Origin of the sequence: Collimonas fungivorans Ter331 (assembly GCF_000221045.1) — a bacterium.
Classification (GTDB): Bacteria; Pseudomonadota; Gammaproteobacteria; order Burkholderiales; family Burkholderiaceae_D; genus Collimonas; species Collimonas fungivorans_A.
Genome location: NC_015856.1, coordinates 3494427 through 3509254, shown reverse-complemented (window position 1 = coordinate 3509254; position 14828 = coordinate 3494427). Strand labels below are relative to the sequence as shown.

Sequence of the window (14828 nt, the reverse complement as noted above, 5' to 3'; positions counted from 1 at the left end):
GCATTGAATCTGATTTGGGGCTACAGCGCATGGGCCGCGACGGGATGCTACCTCCGGACAAATTAATCTTGCTTATTTTGCCACAGAGGTAGATGGGAAGAGAGATATTCTGAAACGGCTGCTTATTCGGTCGGCGGCACATAGCCGGTGGCGGCGTCGGCGCCGTCGCCGAAGAAATGCTTTTCCATCTGCGCTGCCAGGTATTTGCGGGCCCGCACATCGGCCAGGTTCAGGCGGTTTTCGTTGACCAGCATGGTCTGGTGCTTGAGCCAGCCGGCCCAGGCTTCTTTCGAAACGCTTTCATAGATGCGTTTGCCTAGTTCGCCCGGATACGGCGGGAAGTCCAGTCCTTCCGCTTCTTTGTCGAGCTTGATGCAATGGATGGTGCGTGCCATGGTTTTTCCTTGTAAATATTGCGAGCCGTGCTGCCACAGGCCCGCTTGTAAGATCAGTTGAATCGGGGATGGTTCGACTGCCGCCGGTTTTATAGGGTCTTGATCAGCACCAGCGATTTCCGTTGCCAGTTGTACATGTGCTGGCGATCCTTGGGCAGGTCGTCGACCGTGGCGTGGACGAAGCCGCGCCGCAGGAACCAGTGCGAGGTGCGGGTGGTCAGCACGAACAGCTTGGTGAAGCCGGCAGCGCGGGCCCGGCTTTCCATATGCTTGAGGATGCGCTCGCCGTCGCCCTGCGCCTGCACTTCCGGATTGACCGTGAGGCAAGCCATTTCCGCCATTTTTTCGGTCGGGAACGGATACAAGGCAGCGCAGCCGAAGATCACGCCGTCATGCTCGATCACCGAGAAGTAGTGGATTTCGCGTTCGATCAGTTCGCGGCCGCGCTTGACCAGGGTGCCGTCGTTTTCCAGCGGCTCGATCAGTTTCAGGATGCCGCCCACGTCTTCAATCGTGGCTTCGCGCAGGCTTTCCAGGTTTTCGTAGGAAATCATGGTGCCCACGCCATCGTGGGTAAACAGTTCCAGCAGCACCGAACCGTCGGTGGCGAACGGCACCACATGGGCGCGCGGCACGCCGGCGTTACAGGCCTTGATCGCGTGCTGCAGGTAGAAGGCGGAGTCGGCCGGCAGGCAGCCGCTGTCCAGCACCGCTTGCGCCTGGTGCGACGACAGTTCGCGGATTTCGGTCTCGCCGGCGTCTTTCATCAGCGGCGTTTCACTGATGAAAATCAGTTTTTCGGCACGCAGCGAAATCGCCGCCGCCACCGCCACGTCTTCCATGGTCAGGTTGAACGCTTCGCCGGTCGGCGAGAAACCCAGCGGCGACAGCAGCACCAGGCCGCCGGCGTTGAGGATCGGATGGATGGTGTCGTAATCGATCTTGCGCACCACGCCGGTGAGCTGCAGGTCGGCGCCGTCGATCACGCCGAGCGGACGGGCGGTGACAAAGTTGCCAGAAATGATACGGATCGCGGCATGCGCCATCGGCGTGTTGGGCAAGCCCTGGCTGAACGCGGCTTCGATATCCAGGCGCAGCTCGCCGGCGGCTTCCTTGGCGCATTCCAGCGCGGCGATGTCGGTGATCCGCAAGCCGTTGTGGAAGCGCGCTTCTACATTGCGCAGCGCCAGCTGTTCTTCAACCTGGGGCCGGGAGCCGTGCACAATCACTACCTTGATGCCTAGCGCATGCAGCAGCGACAGGTCTTGCGCCAGCACCGGCAAGGCGCCGGCGGTGACCAGTTCGCCCGGGAACGCGACGACAAAGGTCTTGCCGCGGAAGGCGTGGATATAGGGCGCGACCGAGCGCAGCCATTGTACGAATTCGTTGGGATTTTCCATTTCGCACATTATATACAGGATAAATACAGGACACCGCACAGCCTGTAGGGATTCAGTGTTTTATTGCATCCGTAGGGTGGGCACAACGTGCCCACGCGTGAATTCAGGTTGCGTGCATGCTTATTTCAGTGCTGCGTGGGCACAGGTGCCCACCCTACGGAAATTCGGCGCTGCAAAGCGCGGCAATGCGATAATCCGGGTATGACAAATATGATGACAACACCGTCCGTTACCGTGGAATTTGCAGCGACGGATGTGCAACAGCTGCTGCAGCACGCCGAAGCGGCGACCGAACACCTGCCTTGCATGGGCGACCAGTTTGTCGCCAAGTATTACCCCGGCGGCAAGGTGATCACCAAGAACGACTGGCCCGACGTCAGCCAGATCGATATCGCGAAGATCCCGCCGGCCCTGTTCCTGGTCAACGACTCCTTCCTGATGAGCAATGGCATCGACCCCAAGCAAGCCATCGTCTGCGTCTACAAGAATGGCCACGTCGCTTCGGAGCAGCAGAACGAAAGCGACGCTTTTGCGCTCGGTTCGGAAGAGTTGCCGACCGTGACCCGGATCTTGCCCAGGGATTTTGCCGGCATAGAGACGGCGCAGAAAATCCGCGTCACTTTCCAGCATGATCCGCGCAAGGGAGCGCAGGTTTCATTGGAGGTGATCCAGCAAAACGGTGAAGCGGGGGAAGCCCGGATAGTCAATCGCCGTCCTTGAGGACGGCGATTGCGGGGATTACTGGCTGGCCAGCTCCAGACTGACTATGGTCAGCGTGCCTTCGACCTTGTCGATGGCGAACCTGACCTTGTCGCCGGGCTTGAACTGCTCCAGCATGGCCGGATCGCCAGCCTTGTACGGCATGGTCATGGCCGGCATGCCGAAATTCGGGATTTGTTCGTGCTTGAGGGTGATCTTGCCGGTGCCGGGCTCGACCTTGAGGATTTCTCCGCTCACCATCGGCAGCGCGGCCTGGTCGGCCGGCGTGGTCTGCATTTCGGTGGCATCGCTGGCGGCGGCCATGCTGGTCAGCGGCAGGCCGACGATCAATGTGGTGAGGATGACGATTATCTGCAGGTATTGCATGGTCGGGGTCCTTTAAACTGCGTGATGCGATCTAGGATGGCATAGGGCTTTCCGGGAATGATTAATGACATATGCGGGCGACCGGGCGCTTATCAAGCGTCGCCTGAGCTATCGATACTCCGGTATGCCGGGATAAAAGTACCGGCTTTTTACAGCTCGTTACGAAATGTCAAAATGCTATTTTTGGGAGGCCGCCTGTAGTTCGCCGAAGTTGTACTACACCGTGTTTCAATTCGAAACATCTGATACACAATCTGTATGGCCTGGTGGCCAACTCCTCCATAGAATCAACTCAACATCAACGGTTTAAGGAGTATCAAATGGAAACCAGCACAACCACAGCACGTCTGCACCCACTGGTCGCCGGCGCTGCCGGCTCGGTCATCCTGGTAAGCCTGCTCGGCATCGCGGCGATTACCGGGTTCCTCCCGAATTCCCGCGGCAACACCGCTGCGGCGCAGTCCCCGGACAGCGCACAAACAGTGCAGCAGCCGCTGGCCGGCAACGGCGCTGCGCCGGCAACCGGCGCTCCAGTCCTGGTACAGACCGCGAACGGCTATCAATACATGCAGCCGGTGGCGGCACCTGCCGTGGCGGGGTACCAGGTCGAAGCGGCTCCCAAGCAGAAAACCGTAGTGCACCATGTCTATCGCACCAGCAGCCCTTCGTATGCACAGAACACAGCGGCGCCGCAATACCAGGCCCCACCTGAACCGGCCCGTCCGGTTTCGCAGGTCAGCCCGCTGGGAATCGCGACCGGCGCGGTGGTCGGCGGACTGCTGGGGAACCAGGTCGGCAGCGGCCGCGGCCGCACGCTGGCGACGGTCGCCGGGGTGGTCGGCGGCGGCTACCTGGGCAATACGGTTGCCAAGAACTACGGCTACTGATCCTGGAGCAAGCGCTGACGGCGCGCAGACCGTCATCCTCTAAAAATAGCCCGACTGGGCTATTTTTTTTGCGCGCGCCAGTTTTATTCGGCAGCCTGGATTTTTGTGATGGTCAATGCGCCATTGGCCTTTTCGGCGACAAAATCGATCTTGTCGCCTTGCTTCACCTGATCCAGCAGCGCAGGGTCGCTCACCCGGAAAACCATCGTCATCGGCGGCATGCCCAGGTTCGCCAATGGGCCGTGCTTGACGGTGATCTTGCCGGCCTCCTTGTCGATTTTCCGGACTTCCCCGCTCGACACGGCGGCGGCGTCAGCGGACTTGATTTCGGGCGCGGCCGTGGATTCTTCGGCAGCTGCGAGCGGCGCATTGAACGAGATAAGCAGCGGCAGTGCATGTTCGTCATGAGCGAAGGCGCTGGCTGACAACAGCGACAGGGCCAGGGTTGAGGCGATCAAAACGGATTTCATGAAAATTCCTTTCAATTAAAAGAGGGCGTCGCATTGCTTTGGTTAGTGCTTGTCTTGCGAACCAGGCTTGATCACCTTCAGGACCTTTTCGCCCGGCCTGGCGGCCATGCCGCCGGCGTCCGGTGCGCGGGCGGCGGCCGGCATGGATGCGTCGCTGCCTTTCCATTCATAGGCAACGGTGCCGGCGGGATGCCTGTACCAGCCAGGGTCCTTGTAATCGTTGCGGGCGAGGCCCTTGCGCACTTTCACCGTGGTGAACATGCCGCCCATCTCGATGCCGCCGAACGGGCCGCTGCCGGTCATCATCGGCAAGGTGTTGTCCGGCAGCGGCATCTCCATCTCGCCCATGGCGCCGCCGGTTTCTCCCATCGCCATGTAGTCCGGCACCAGCTGGTTGATTTTTGCAAGGACGTCGCGCTGGTCGACGCCGATCATGGTCGGCACCTCATGGCCCATCGCATTCATGGTGTGGTGCGATTTGTGGCAATGGAAGGCCCAGTCGCCGAGTTCGGTGGCGTCGAATTCGATGGCGCGCATCTGGCCCACGGCGATATCGGTGGTGACTTCCGGCCAGCGCGATGCCGGCGGCGTCCAGCCGCCGTCGGTGCCGGCGACCACAAATTCGTGGCCGTGCAGGTGGATCGGGTGGTTGGTCATGGTCAGGTTGCCGACGCGGATGCGCACGCGGTCGCCCTGGCTGCACACCATCGGGTCTATGCCCGGGAACGCGCGGCTGTTGAAAGTCCACAGGTTGAAATCGAGCATGGTGCTGGTTTTCGGGGTGTAGCTGCCGGGATCGATGTCATAGGCGTTGAGCAAAAAACAGAAATCGCGGTCGGCGCGGTGCTGGCTGGGGTCTTTCGGATGAGTGATCCAGAAGCCCATCATGCCCATCGCCATCTGCGTCATTTCATCGGCATGCGGGTGATACATGAAAGTGCCGGGGCGTTTTGCGACGAATTCATAGACAAAGGTCTTGCCCGGCTGGATGCCCGGCTGCGTCAGGCCGGTGACGCCGTCCATGCCGTTCGGCAGCCGCTGGCCGTGCCAGTGCACGCTGGTATGTTCCGGCAGTTTGTTGGTGACGAAGATGCGCACGCGATCGCCCTCGACCACCTCGATGGTAGGACCGGGCGACTGGCCGTTGTAACCCCACAGGTTGGCCTTCATGCCCGGCGCGATTTCGCGCAGCACCGGTTCCGCCACCAGGTGGAATTCCTTGACGCCGTTCTTCATGCGCCAGGGCAGGGTCCAGCCGTTCAGGGTGACCACCGGATTGTAGGGCCGCCCATTGGGTGGAGAAAGCGGTGGCTGCGTGGCCGCGGCAGTCATCGTTACGGCTTCGGGCAGCATCGCCGCACCGGCCCGGCTGACCAGGCTGGCGCCGATGGCGACGGCGCCTGCGCCGCTCATGAAATTTCTGCGTGACACCATGATGTCTATCCTTGTATTTGCATTAAGCGTTGATTAGTCGGCAGCCGCGACGATAGAAGCACCGGGTTTGCTGTCAGCAGCCGTCGAGGAACGGCCGGTTTGCGCCATTTTCAGCGCCGAGTCGGCGATCCAGAAATCGCGCAGCGCCTCGATTGCACCGTTGACGCTGCGGGCTTGCTCCCTGGCGTCCGCGAGCAGTGTGAAAACGCCGATCAGCATGCCGTTGTAGCGCAGCATCTGTTCGTCCGAGATGCGTTTCTTGAGCGGCACGATTTCGTCGCGGTAGTGGCGCGCAATCTCATACGAGCTGCGATAGGCGGCATATGCTTGCCGCACCTCGGAGCGGGCATTGACGGCCAGTTGCGCCGAGCGGTTCACGGCTTCCATGTACAGCGCTTCGGCTTTCGCCACGCGCGCGCCGCCCCAGTCGAACAGGGGAATTTCAAGCTGGATCGAATAGCCGTTCTCGCGCGACGGACCCTGGTTGTAGTTGTTGTGCATCAGGCCGACATCGAGAATGTTGACGAAGCGCGTAGCTTTGGTCAGCCCCAAGGAGCCGGCCAGGCCGGACAGCTCGCGCTTGGCCATCATGATGTCAAGCCGGTTTTGCATGGCTTGCATTTCGATGTCGCCGATCTCTTGCGGTGCTTTCGGCAGGTCGGGCAGCCGCTCCGGCAACTGGAATGCGGCCTGCTTGCTCCACAGGCCGAGCAGGCGGGTCAGTTTTTCGCGTTCCGCTACCTGTGCCTGCGCCGCGCGCGCCAGCTGCACCGTGGCGTCGGCATGGAACGACTGTTCGCGCGCCTGTTCCAGCTTGCTCCAGTTGCCGGCCGCCGCCATCTTGCGCGCCAGTTCGGCGCCGGCTTCGGCGGCAACCTTGACCTGTTCCATGTATTTGACGGTTTCCTGCGCCGCTAGGGCAGAGAAATAGGCATGGCGTGTTTCGTCGGCGACTGCCAGCGCATCGCCGGCGGCGCGCAATTGCGCCTGCTCGAAACGGCGGCGCTCGATCTTGCTGGCGAACGGCATGGTCAGCAGGCTCATGACGGGCAGCATCAGTGAACGGTCGATTTCGATATCGTCGCCGCGGCGCAAGCGGCCGAACGAGAGCGACGGATTGGCGACGCGCCCGGCCTGCACCAGGTCTGCTTCAGCAATGCCCAGTCCGCTGTAGCTGGCTTGCAGGCCCTTGTTGTTGAGCAGCGCGATCTTGACTGCATCGTCGACGCTCAGCGGTTTCGCCAGCAGCGGTGCGATGGTATCGGCGACGCCGGCGGCGTCGTCTTCCGACTTGACCCATTGGATATCCTGGCCGCTGCGTTCCTTGACCAGCGACTGTACCGGTGAGTAGCCGCCGTCTTGCGACAGCGAGGCGCAGCCGGCCAGGACGAGCGGAAGCAGCACAGCGGCGGCACGGATCGCGCGCCTCGTAGTGAGGGTAAAAATCATGATGTCCTCGATGATGCAATGCGAATGGAATGCGGGACACGCAGGCAACTGCGCGCCGCAAGCGGCGGCAGGATTTACGCGTTACGGCTGCAGGCGGCGATGGCCCTGGACCGGCGCTTCAATCCTGGATCAGATGGCGAGGGAATGCGGAGGCCGTTCGAGGCCTTCCGGGAAGTACGCGGTGAATTGCTGGTCTGGCTGCGCGCCTGTTTCCAGTCCGGCTGACAGCAGCGCAACCGGATCAAGCGCGGCAGGAGCGCTGATGGCGCTGCTCAGGCAGCAGGATGCGCAGGCGCTGCATTTGCCTGCACCGTTGTGGTGATGGGAATCATCTGCAGGCGAATCGTTGCTTGATGAATCGTTGCTTGATACTTGGGAGGCATCGGCAACATGGTGCTGGCTTGCCGCAAGCTGTTCATGATGATGAACCTGCTGTCCTTGCGCCCGATGCGTGCTGTGCTGGCTGGCCGGCTGATGGGCCGCGTCGCAATCGAGCATCGCGGACGATGCAAAGCCTTGCATAGGCAGTGCAAAGGCCAGGAGCCATAAGATTGCGATCTTGAGGAGGCGGGACATGGGCGTCAGTATAAGTCAGAAATAAGGGGCTAACAATGCGGCGCTGCCGCTATTGTTGCGCCAGGCCCTCGAGGATCGGACAGTCCGGCCGGTCGTCGCCGTGGCAATGGCAAGCCAGCTGTTCCAGCGTGGCCTTCATGGCTTGCAGCTCCTTGATCTTGTCATCCAGTTCAGTAATGTGCGACAGCGCCAGCTGCTTGACCTTGCTGCTGGGGCGCGACTGGTCCAACCAGAGGCCGATCAGTTCGGCGATCTGTTTCATCGAAAAACCCAGCAGGCGGCCCTGGCGGATAAAACGCAGCAGGTGGATATCGCGCTCGGCATAAGTGCGGTAGCCGCCGTCGCTGCGGCTGGCCTTGGGGATCAGGCCGGTTTCTTCGTAGTGCCGGATCATCTTGGCCGATACGCCCGAAGCCAGTGCGGCGTCGCCGATATTCATGGCGTTAGTCATGTGTCTTCTCCTTGTCGGACAGGGGCCGCCAGCGGCGCAGCAGCAAGGCGTTGCTGACCACGCTGACGCTGCTGAACGCCATCGCTGCGCCGGCCAGCACCGGGTTGAGGTAGCCCAGCGCCGCCAGCGGAATCCCGATCAGGTTGTAGATAAAGGCCCAGAACAGGTTCTGGCGGATCTTGCTGTAAGTGCGGCGCGAGATATCGATGGCATCCGCCACCAGGCCCGGATCGCCGCGCATCAGTGTGATGCCGGCAGCCTGCATGGCGACGTCGGTGCCGGTCGACATGGCGATGCCGACATCGGCGGCGGCCAGCGCCGGCGCGTCGTTGATGCCGTCGCCCACCATGGCGACCACGGCGGCGCCGGCTTTCAGGCCGGTGATCACCCTGGCTTTTTCGGCCGGCAGGATTTCCGCATGGATTTCGCTGATGCCCAGCTGCCGGCCGACAGCGCCGGCGCTGCCTTGGTTATCGCCGCTCAGCATGGCGACCCGCAGCGACAGATGCTGCAATTGCTGGATCGCGGCCTTGGCGCTTGGCTTGATCTCGTCGCCGAAGGCCAGCAGGCCGGCCAGCGCCGGCGCTCCATCCGCGCCGGCGGCAAGCCAGGATACGGTGCGGCCCTCGGCTTCCAGCTGCCCGGCTGCGCTCGCCAGAAGACTAAGGTCGACGCCCAGTTCCTGCATCCAGCGCGAACTGCCCAGGTAGCACTGGCGATCGCCGACGCTGGCTTGTATCCCGCGTCCGGCCACGGCTTGCACCTTGCTGGCAGTGAATGTGACCGGTAGTCCTTTTTGCTCGGCGGCGGCGAGCACGGCGCGCGCCAGCGGATGTTCGCTGCCGCGTTGCACTGCCGTGGCCAGCGCCAGCAAATCGTCGCTTGCATACGGCGCACTCGGCAACAAGGCCAGCAGCGCCGGATGGCCGACCGTCAGGGTGCCCGTTTTATCGAAAGCCACCACGCTGATGCGATGGGCGATTTCCAGCGCCTCGGCATCCTTGATCAGAATCCCGAAGCGGGCCGCGATGCCGGTGCCGGCCATGATCGCGGTCGGCGTCGCCAGCCCCAGTGCGCAAGGGCAGGCGATCACCAGCACCGCCACTGCGTTGAGCAAGGCCTGCTGCCAGTCGCCGTTGGCCAGGCCCCAGCCCAGCAGGGTGAGGGCGGCGATCAGCAGCACCACCGGCACGAAGATCGCGCTGACCTGGTCGACCAGGCGCTGGATCGGCGCTTTGGCGGCCTGCGCATGTTCCACCATGCGGATGATGCGAGCCAGCGTGGTTTCGGCGCCGATCGCGGTGGTGGTTACCAGCAGCAGGCCCGAGCCGTTGATGGCGCCGGCGGTCACCTGGTCGTGCGCCTGTTTTTCTACCGGCAGGCTTTCGCCGGTCAGCAGGGATTCGTCGACCTGGCTGTGTCCTTCCAGCACCACGCCGTCAGCGGCGATGCGTTCGCCGGCGCGCACTACCACCACATCGCCGAGCTGCAAGGCGCTGATGGCGATTTCGCGGTCAATACCGTCGCGCCGCACCGTGGCGCGTTCCGGGCGCAGCGCATTCAAGGCGCGGATGGCGTCGGCGGTCTGGCGCTTGGCGCGGGTTTCCAGCCATTTGCCGAGCAGCACCAGCGTGATGACCGCTGCCGATGCTTCAAAATATAGATGCGCCATGGCGCCATGTCCGGCGGCCAGCAACAGGTATAGCGACAAGCCGTAAGCAGCGCTGGTGCCGAGCGCCACCAGCAAATCCATGTTGCCGCTGCCGGCCTTCAGCGCGCGCCAGCCGGCGCGATAGAAGCGGGCGCCGAGCCAGAACTGCACCGGCGTCGCCAGGACCAGCTGCCCCCAGCCGGGCAAGGCCCAGTCCAGTCCGAACGGCATCGCCAGCATCGGCAGCACCAGCGGCAGGGTAAACAACGCGGCAGCGGCGACCGGCCACCAGCTTGGCCATGCGCTCTTGGCAGCCGCCGCTTCTTGCGTGGATTTAGGCAGCGAGGCTTCATAGCCGGCCGCCTTGACTGCGGCGATCAGCTTGTCGACCGGCACCACGCCCGCGGTGCCCAGGGTAGCTTTTTCGCTGGCCAGGTTGACCGCCACGGTCTGCACGCCGGCCACTTTGAGCAAGGCCTTCTCGACCCGGCTGACGCAGGAAGCACAGCTCATGCCTTCGATATCCAGCGTGACTTCCTGCTGCCTGACCTGGTAGCCGGCTTTTTCCACGGCGGCGACCAGGGGCGCGATGGTGGTGGCGCCATCGGCCTGCACGGTCGCCAGCTCAGTCGCCAGGTTGACGCTGACTTCGCGCACGCCGCTTACCTTGCGCAAGGCCTTTTCGACATGGGATACGCACGATGCGCAGCTCATGCCGTCTATCGGAAGCTGGAATTCGGTCGCCTGGACTGCGCTGGTGCTGCTCATGATGGGCTCGGCTTGAAGAGTGGTGATGGCTGTATGATTCACCTTCCCATCATGGGAAGGTCAAGCACAATTTTAACAGCCTGTCTTTTGCACTGCCAAAAGCTCTACCGCATATACGCAATGCGCTATACGGCAAGGGGCAGCGGCAAGTTAGGATGCCTGTCCAAGGAATTTTCCTCATTAACTTGCCAAAAGACATCATGACCAAACCAGCCAATTTCGAGAATTACCATATCCGCAAGTGGTACACCCAGATCGACGACACCTTGGCCAATGAAAGCGGCGTGCTGGCCGACGGCAGCCTGCTGCGCAAGATCGTGATCGCCGCGGCTATCCACAACCCCTACGCCGGCCGTTTCAGCGACAGCCTGGACCTGATCCTGGCCAATTCGCCGGCGCTGGGCCATGAGTTCGGCCGCCGCATTGTCGCCGCGCTGGGGCAGGACCAGGTGGAAAGCTACGGCAAGGCTTGCATCGTCGGCATCGGCGGCGAATACGAACACGGCAACGCCTTCCTGACGCCAGCCATGGTGATGCCGATCCGCGAAGCCATCGGCGGCGGCAAGGCCTGGATTCCGTCGTCCGGCAAGCGCGGTGTACCGGGCACTGAGCTCGATATCCCGCTGGCGCACAAGAATGCCTTGTATGTGCCTTCGCATTACGACACCGTCACCACCCAGTTCTTCGATGCGCCGAACGCAGATGAAGTCGTGGTGGCGTTCGCCGTGGCGACCCGCGGCCGCCTGCATGCGCGCCTGGGCGGTCTGAAAGCCAGTGAAATCGAAGGCAAGAACGGTTTGAACTAAACGGCTTGCGGCGGCCGGCAGTGGATCCCGGTTATTTATTGTTGGTTGGTGCTTGACCTTGCCATGATAGGAAGGTTTATAGTTGAATCAGGTAACCAACGGAGCAAACGGAAATGATCGAATTCAATGTGCAGGACATGACCTGCGGCCACTGCGCCGGCCGCATTACCAAAGCCATCAACGGCGTGGATGCCGGCGCCAAGGTGGAGATCAGGATAGAAGGGCGCACGGTCTCGGTTGAGAGCACTGCGACTGCAGGTGAACTGGCCGAAGCGATCAGGGATGCCGGTTATACACCGCAGACAGCGTAGGGTGGGCACGTTTTTGTGCCCACGCGTGACCGAGATAACCGGAGTGCAAACCCGCGCAGCACGGAAATAGGTATGTAGCTAGAGTCAATTCACGCGTGGGCACAAGGTGCCCACCCTACCGAGGCATGTCAGGCCAGCACGCGGCGCAGCCAGTTGCCGATATCCGCGACTTCTTCCGCGCACACCGAATGCGGCATCATGTATTCATGCCATTCAACCTGGTAACCCAGCTGCTTGAGCAAGTCGCGTGATTTTTCGGCGCGGTCGATCAGCACCACCGGATCGCCGCGGCCATGCGCCTGGAAGATCGGCGTGTGCTGGTTGGCGGCATGGCGTTCCGCTTCAGTCTTGTCGCTCAGCGGCAGGTAGCCGGACAGGCACATCAGGCCGGCCAGTTTCTGCGGATAACGCAAACCGGTTTGCAGCGCCATCGCGCAGCCTTGCGAGAAACCGGCGATCACGATTTTGTCGGCAGCGATGCCGAGCGCGATCTGCTGGGCGATCAGCGCTTCGATTTCGGTTTGCGATTTGCGCAGGCCGGCTTCGTCTTCGCGCCGGATCAGGTCGGTGGTGAGGATGTCGTACCAGGCCGGCATCACGTAGCCGTTGTTGATGGTCACCGGGATCGCCGGCGCGCTCGGGAACACGAAGCGGATGCCGGGGCAGCCGCCCAGGTCCAGCTCTTTCACGATAGGGACAAAGTCGGAGCCGTCGGCGCCGAGGCCGTGCATCCAGATGACGGCTGCTGTCGGCGTTTCGGAGGTAGAGATTTCCAGGGTTTCGAGGGTGCTTGACATGGGATGGTCCGGATAGAAAGATGGATGGAAATTTTGAGAATGGCGTCAGATTACCATCAGGTCTTTGCCGACGATGATTTCGCCGCTGAACTGCCGACGCGCCTCGGCCGACCACATGTCGTCGCTGATCGCCGGATCGCCGCCCGGCACGAAGTGGCTCAGCACCAGCGTCTTGACGCCGGCGCGCGCCGCCACCTTGCCGACCTGGGCAGTGCTGGTATGGCTCTTGACCAGGTGGTCGAGCAGGGTAGGCGCGTTGTCGACGGTCTTCATCAGCTTCTCCAGCGCCGGCAGGTACATCACTTCATGCACCAGTACGTCGGCGCCCTTGGCCAGCTGGATCAGGTTCTCGTTGTAGGCGGTATCGCCAGAGAAAACCACCGAGCGGTCCCTGGTGTCGAAGCGATAGGCGAAGGTGGGCTTGAGCGTGTAGTGGTCGACCAGGGCGGCGGTCACCTTTACCTGGTCGTTTTCCATGACCACGCGCGGGCCGTCGAATTCGTGGGTGTTGATCAAGGGGCGTAATGGCGGCCGGCCTTCTTCCTGCATGCGGGTGGCGATGTCGATGGCGTTCATGTGGACAAAATCGTCCATCATCTGGCGCATTCCCGGCGGCCCGTACAGATGCACGGGAGTCGCCAGCCCGGTGGCCCAGGCCAGGAACACCAGGTTGCCGAGGTCGGCGTTGTGGTCGGAGTGCTGGTGGGTCAGGAAAATGTCGCGTATCTGCGGCAGCCTGACGCCCGCTTTGGTCAGCTGCAAGGCAACGCCGTTGCCGCAGTCGACGACATACGGCTGGCCGTCCACCAGCAGCACATTGGCCGGCGCCGCACGCAATGCGGACGGCGTCGGTCCGCCCTTGGTGCCGAGCAGGATCAGTTGCGTGCCCTTGCCGGCGGCAACCGTCTGCGCTTGCGCTGCGGGCGGCCAGGGCAACGCGGCAGCACTGCCCGCGGCCAGCGCGAGCCGCATGAAGTCACGCCGCGAGGCACGGGAGCGAGGTTTATTCATTGTCTGTTTTTCCCTTCAGGAGCAGTTGCTAAGCATCCTGTTCGAGGACGATGTGGCGCAGCGCGCTTAAGCTGGCTTGATCGCCGATTTCGGCCGGAACGCCTTGCATACCGCTTCATTGGTTTCGATGTAGGGACCGCCGATCAGGTCGATGCAATAGGGCACGGCGGCGAAGATGCCGGACACCTTCTGTTTGCCGTCGGCGTCTTTCAAGCCTTCCAGGGTTTCCTTGATGGCCTTCGGCTGGCCTGGCAGGTTCAGGATCAGGGCCGCGTGGCCGGCGCTTTCGCGGATCACCGCGACTTGCCGCGACAGGATTGCGGTCGGCACGAACTGCAGGCTGATCTGCCGCATCTGTTCGCCGAAGCCTGGCATTTCCTTGGTCGCCACCGCCAGCGTCGCTTCCGGCGTCACGTCGCGCCGCGCCGGGCCGGTGCCGCCGGTGGTCAGCACCAGGTCGCAATGCTGCTGGTCCACCAGCTCGACCAGGGTTTGTTCGATCAGCGTGCGCTCGTCGGCGATCAGGCGGGTTTCGACTTGCCATGGGGTGCTCAGCGCAGCCGCCAGCCAGTCTTGCAGGGCAGGGATGCCCTGGTCTTGGTAGACGCCGGTGCTGGCGCGGTCCGAAATCGACACCAGGCCGATTTTCAGGTTCGCGGCCGGCGCCGGATTAATTGTGCTCATCTTGCTCGTCGTCGTCTTCGGCGTCGATGTCGTCGTCCTGGTTGCCCGACGATTTTTGCAGCTCTTTCAGCAGCTGGAAAATTTCGCGATAGGCTTTCGGCGGTTTGTTCTCGGCCTGTTCCTTGCGCGCGTTGCGGATCATGGTGCGCACATGCTGCACATCCAGTTCCGGATGCTGCGCCAGCAGTTCGGTCAGCGCGCTGTCATTCTTCAGCAGGCGGTCGCGATGGCGTTCCAGCGCGTGCATGGCGGCGGTGTCGGCTTTGGAGAGGCCTCTCCAGCTGTCCAGGGTTTTCTGGATTTCGGCGATTTCGTGCGGCTCCAGCGTACGCATCTTCTTGCCTACATACTGGGTCTGGCGGCGGCGTCCTTCGTGGTCCTTGATCTGCTGGCATTCGAGGATGGCGTCGCGCACATCTTCCGGCATCGGCACGCGCTTGACGCGGTCGCGCGACTCGGCGATCAGCTCTTCGCCGAGCTTCTGCAGCGCAGTCATCTCGCGCTTGAGCTGGGACTTGGAGGGACGGTCGTATTCTTGTTCGAACTCGCTGGACTGAAAGCCGCAGGAGCCCCGATTGGGATTTGGCATGATGTTAAGGGTACTTCCATACTGTAAACGACTGCTATGATAACCGTTTTATACCTTATTCAA

17 protein-coding genes are annotated in these 14828 nt (G+C 62.2%); 4 read left to right on the top strand and 13 right to left on the bottom strand.

Annotation, left to right across the window (positions count from 1 at the left end; all coding sequences use genetic code 11):
* Positions 1 to 122: 122 nt before the first annotated feature.
* A complete protein-coding gene (locus tag CFU_RS15330; protein WP_038487255.1) occupies positions 123 to 395 on the bottom strand; it encodes an oxidative damage protection protein in 273 nt (90 codons plus the stop codon).
* A gap of 89 nt (positions 396 to 484) precedes the next feature.
* Positions 485 to 1795 (bottom strand): amino-acid N-acetyltransferase, encoded by a 1311-nt coding sequence (argA, locus tag CFU_RS15325; protein ID WP_041743556.1) that lies wholly within the window; start codon positions 1793 to 1795, stop codon positions 485 to 487.
* A gap of 210 nt (positions 1796 to 2005) precedes the next feature.
* On the opposite strand from argA, the gene CFU_RS15320 reads away from it, so the two are divergent.
* Complete coding sequence (locus CFU_RS15320) at positions 2006 to 2515, top strand: hypothetical protein (RefSeq protein WP_041742144.1); 510 nt, start codon at positions 2006 to 2008, stop codon at positions 2513 to 2515.
* Positions 2516 to 2533: 18 nt separating this feature from the next.
* Here CFU_RS15320 and CFU_RS15315 read toward each other — a convergent pair whose 3' ends face one another.
* Entirely contained in the window at positions 2534 to 2881 is a 348-nt protein-coding gene (locus CFU_RS15315) for a copper-binding protein (RefSeq protein ID WP_014006947.1), read from the bottom strand.
* Positions 2882 to 3201: 320 nt separating this feature from the next.
* Here CFU_RS15315 and CFU_RS15310 point away from each other — a divergent pair, with 320 nt between their 5' ends.
* On the top strand, positions 3202 to 3768 hold the full coding sequence (locus CFU_RS15310; RefSeq protein ID WP_041742143.1) for a glycine zipper 2TM domain-containing protein: 567 nt from the start codon (positions 3202 to 3204) through the stop codon (positions 3766 to 3768).
* A gap of 83 nt (positions 3769 to 3851) precedes the next feature.
* On the opposite strand, the gene CFU_RS15305 is transcribed toward CFU_RS15310, so the two are convergent.
* From CFU_RS15305 to CFU_RS15280, 6 genes are all read right to left on the bottom strand, one after another.
* On the bottom strand, positions 3852 to 4238 hold the full coding sequence (locus tag CFU_RS15305) for a copper-binding protein (protein ID WP_081466486.1): 387 nt from the start codon (positions 4236 to 4238) through the stop codon (positions 3852 to 3854).
* Positions 4239 to 4280: 42 nt separating this feature from the next.
* Positions 4281 to 5672 carry a multicopper oxidase family protein gene (locus CFU_RS15300; RefSeq protein WP_014006944.1) on the bottom strand — a complete coding sequence of 464 codons (1392 nt, stop codon included), beginning with the start codon at positions 5670 to 5672 and terminating at the stop codon, positions 4281 to 4283.
* A gap of 33 nt (positions 5673 to 5705) precedes the next feature.
* Positions 5706 to 7121 carry a TolC family protein gene (locus CFU_RS15295; protein WP_041742142.1) on the bottom strand — a complete coding sequence of 472 codons (1416 nt, stop codon included), beginning with the start codon at positions 7119 to 7121 and terminating at the stop codon, positions 5706 to 5708.
* 129 nt (positions 7122 to 7250) lie between these two features.
* Positions 7251 to 7643, bottom strand: a complete 393-nt coding sequence (locus tag CFU_RS15290) for a hypothetical protein (RefSeq protein ID WP_041742141.1) — start codon at positions 7641 to 7643, stop codon at positions 7251 to 7253.
* Positions 7644 to 7746: 103 nt separating this feature from the next.
* Positions 7747 to 8136, bottom strand: a complete 390-nt coding sequence (cueR, locus tag CFU_RS15285; RefSeq protein WP_041743554.1) for a Cu(I)-responsive transcriptional regulator — start codon at positions 8134 to 8136, stop codon at positions 7747 to 7749.
* 4 nt (positions 8137 to 8140) lie between these two features.
* A complete protein-coding gene (locus CFU_RS15280; RefSeq protein WP_041742140.1) occupies positions 8141 to 10567 on the bottom strand; it encodes a heavy metal translocating P-type ATPase in 2427 nt (808 codons plus the stop codon).
* A 200-nt stretch (positions 10568 to 10767) separates the two neighbouring features.
* On the opposite strand from CFU_RS15280, the gene CFU_RS15275 reads away from it, so the two are divergent.
* Positions 10768 to 11373 (top strand): amino acid synthesis family protein, encoded by a 606-nt coding sequence (locus CFU_RS15275; protein WP_041742139.1) that lies wholly within the window; start codon positions 10768 to 10770, stop codon positions 11371 to 11373.
* 113 nt (positions 11374 to 11486) lie between these two features.
* On the top strand, positions 11487 to 11684 hold the full coding sequence (locus CFU_RS15270) for a heavy-metal-associated domain-containing protein (protein ID WP_014006938.1): 198 nt from the start codon (positions 11487 to 11489) through the stop codon (positions 11682 to 11684).
* A 128-nt stretch (positions 11685 to 11812) separates the two neighbouring features.
* Here CFU_RS15270 and CFU_RS15265 read toward each other — a convergent pair whose 3' ends face one another.
* The 4 genes from CFU_RS15265 to yjgA form a co-directional block, all read right to left on the bottom strand.
* The gene (locus CFU_RS15265) at positions 11813 to 12481 is read right to left on the bottom strand and encodes an alpha/beta hydrolase (protein WP_014006937.1); all 669 of its coding nucleotides are present in this window, start codon (positions 12479 to 12481) and stop codon (positions 11813 to 11815) included.
* 45 nt (positions 12482 to 12526) lie between these two features.
* Positions 12527 to 13492 (bottom strand): MBL fold metallo-hydrolase, encoded by a 966-nt coding sequence (locus CFU_RS15260; protein WP_041742138.1) that lies wholly within the window; start codon positions 13490 to 13492, stop codon positions 12527 to 12529.
* 66 nt (positions 13493 to 13558) lie between these two features.
* Entirely contained in the window at positions 13559 to 14176 is a 618-nt protein-coding gene (gene mog / locus CFU_RS15255; protein WP_014006935.1) for a molybdopterin adenylyltransferase, read from the bottom strand.
* A complete protein-coding gene (yjgA, locus tag CFU_RS15250) occupies positions 14163 to 14765 on the bottom strand; it encodes a ribosome biogenesis factor YjgA (RefSeq protein ID WP_014006934.1) in 603 nt (200 codons plus the stop codon). Before yjgA ends, mog begins: the two co-directional genes overlap by 14 nt.
* Positions 14766 to 14828: the final 63 nt, after the last annotated feature.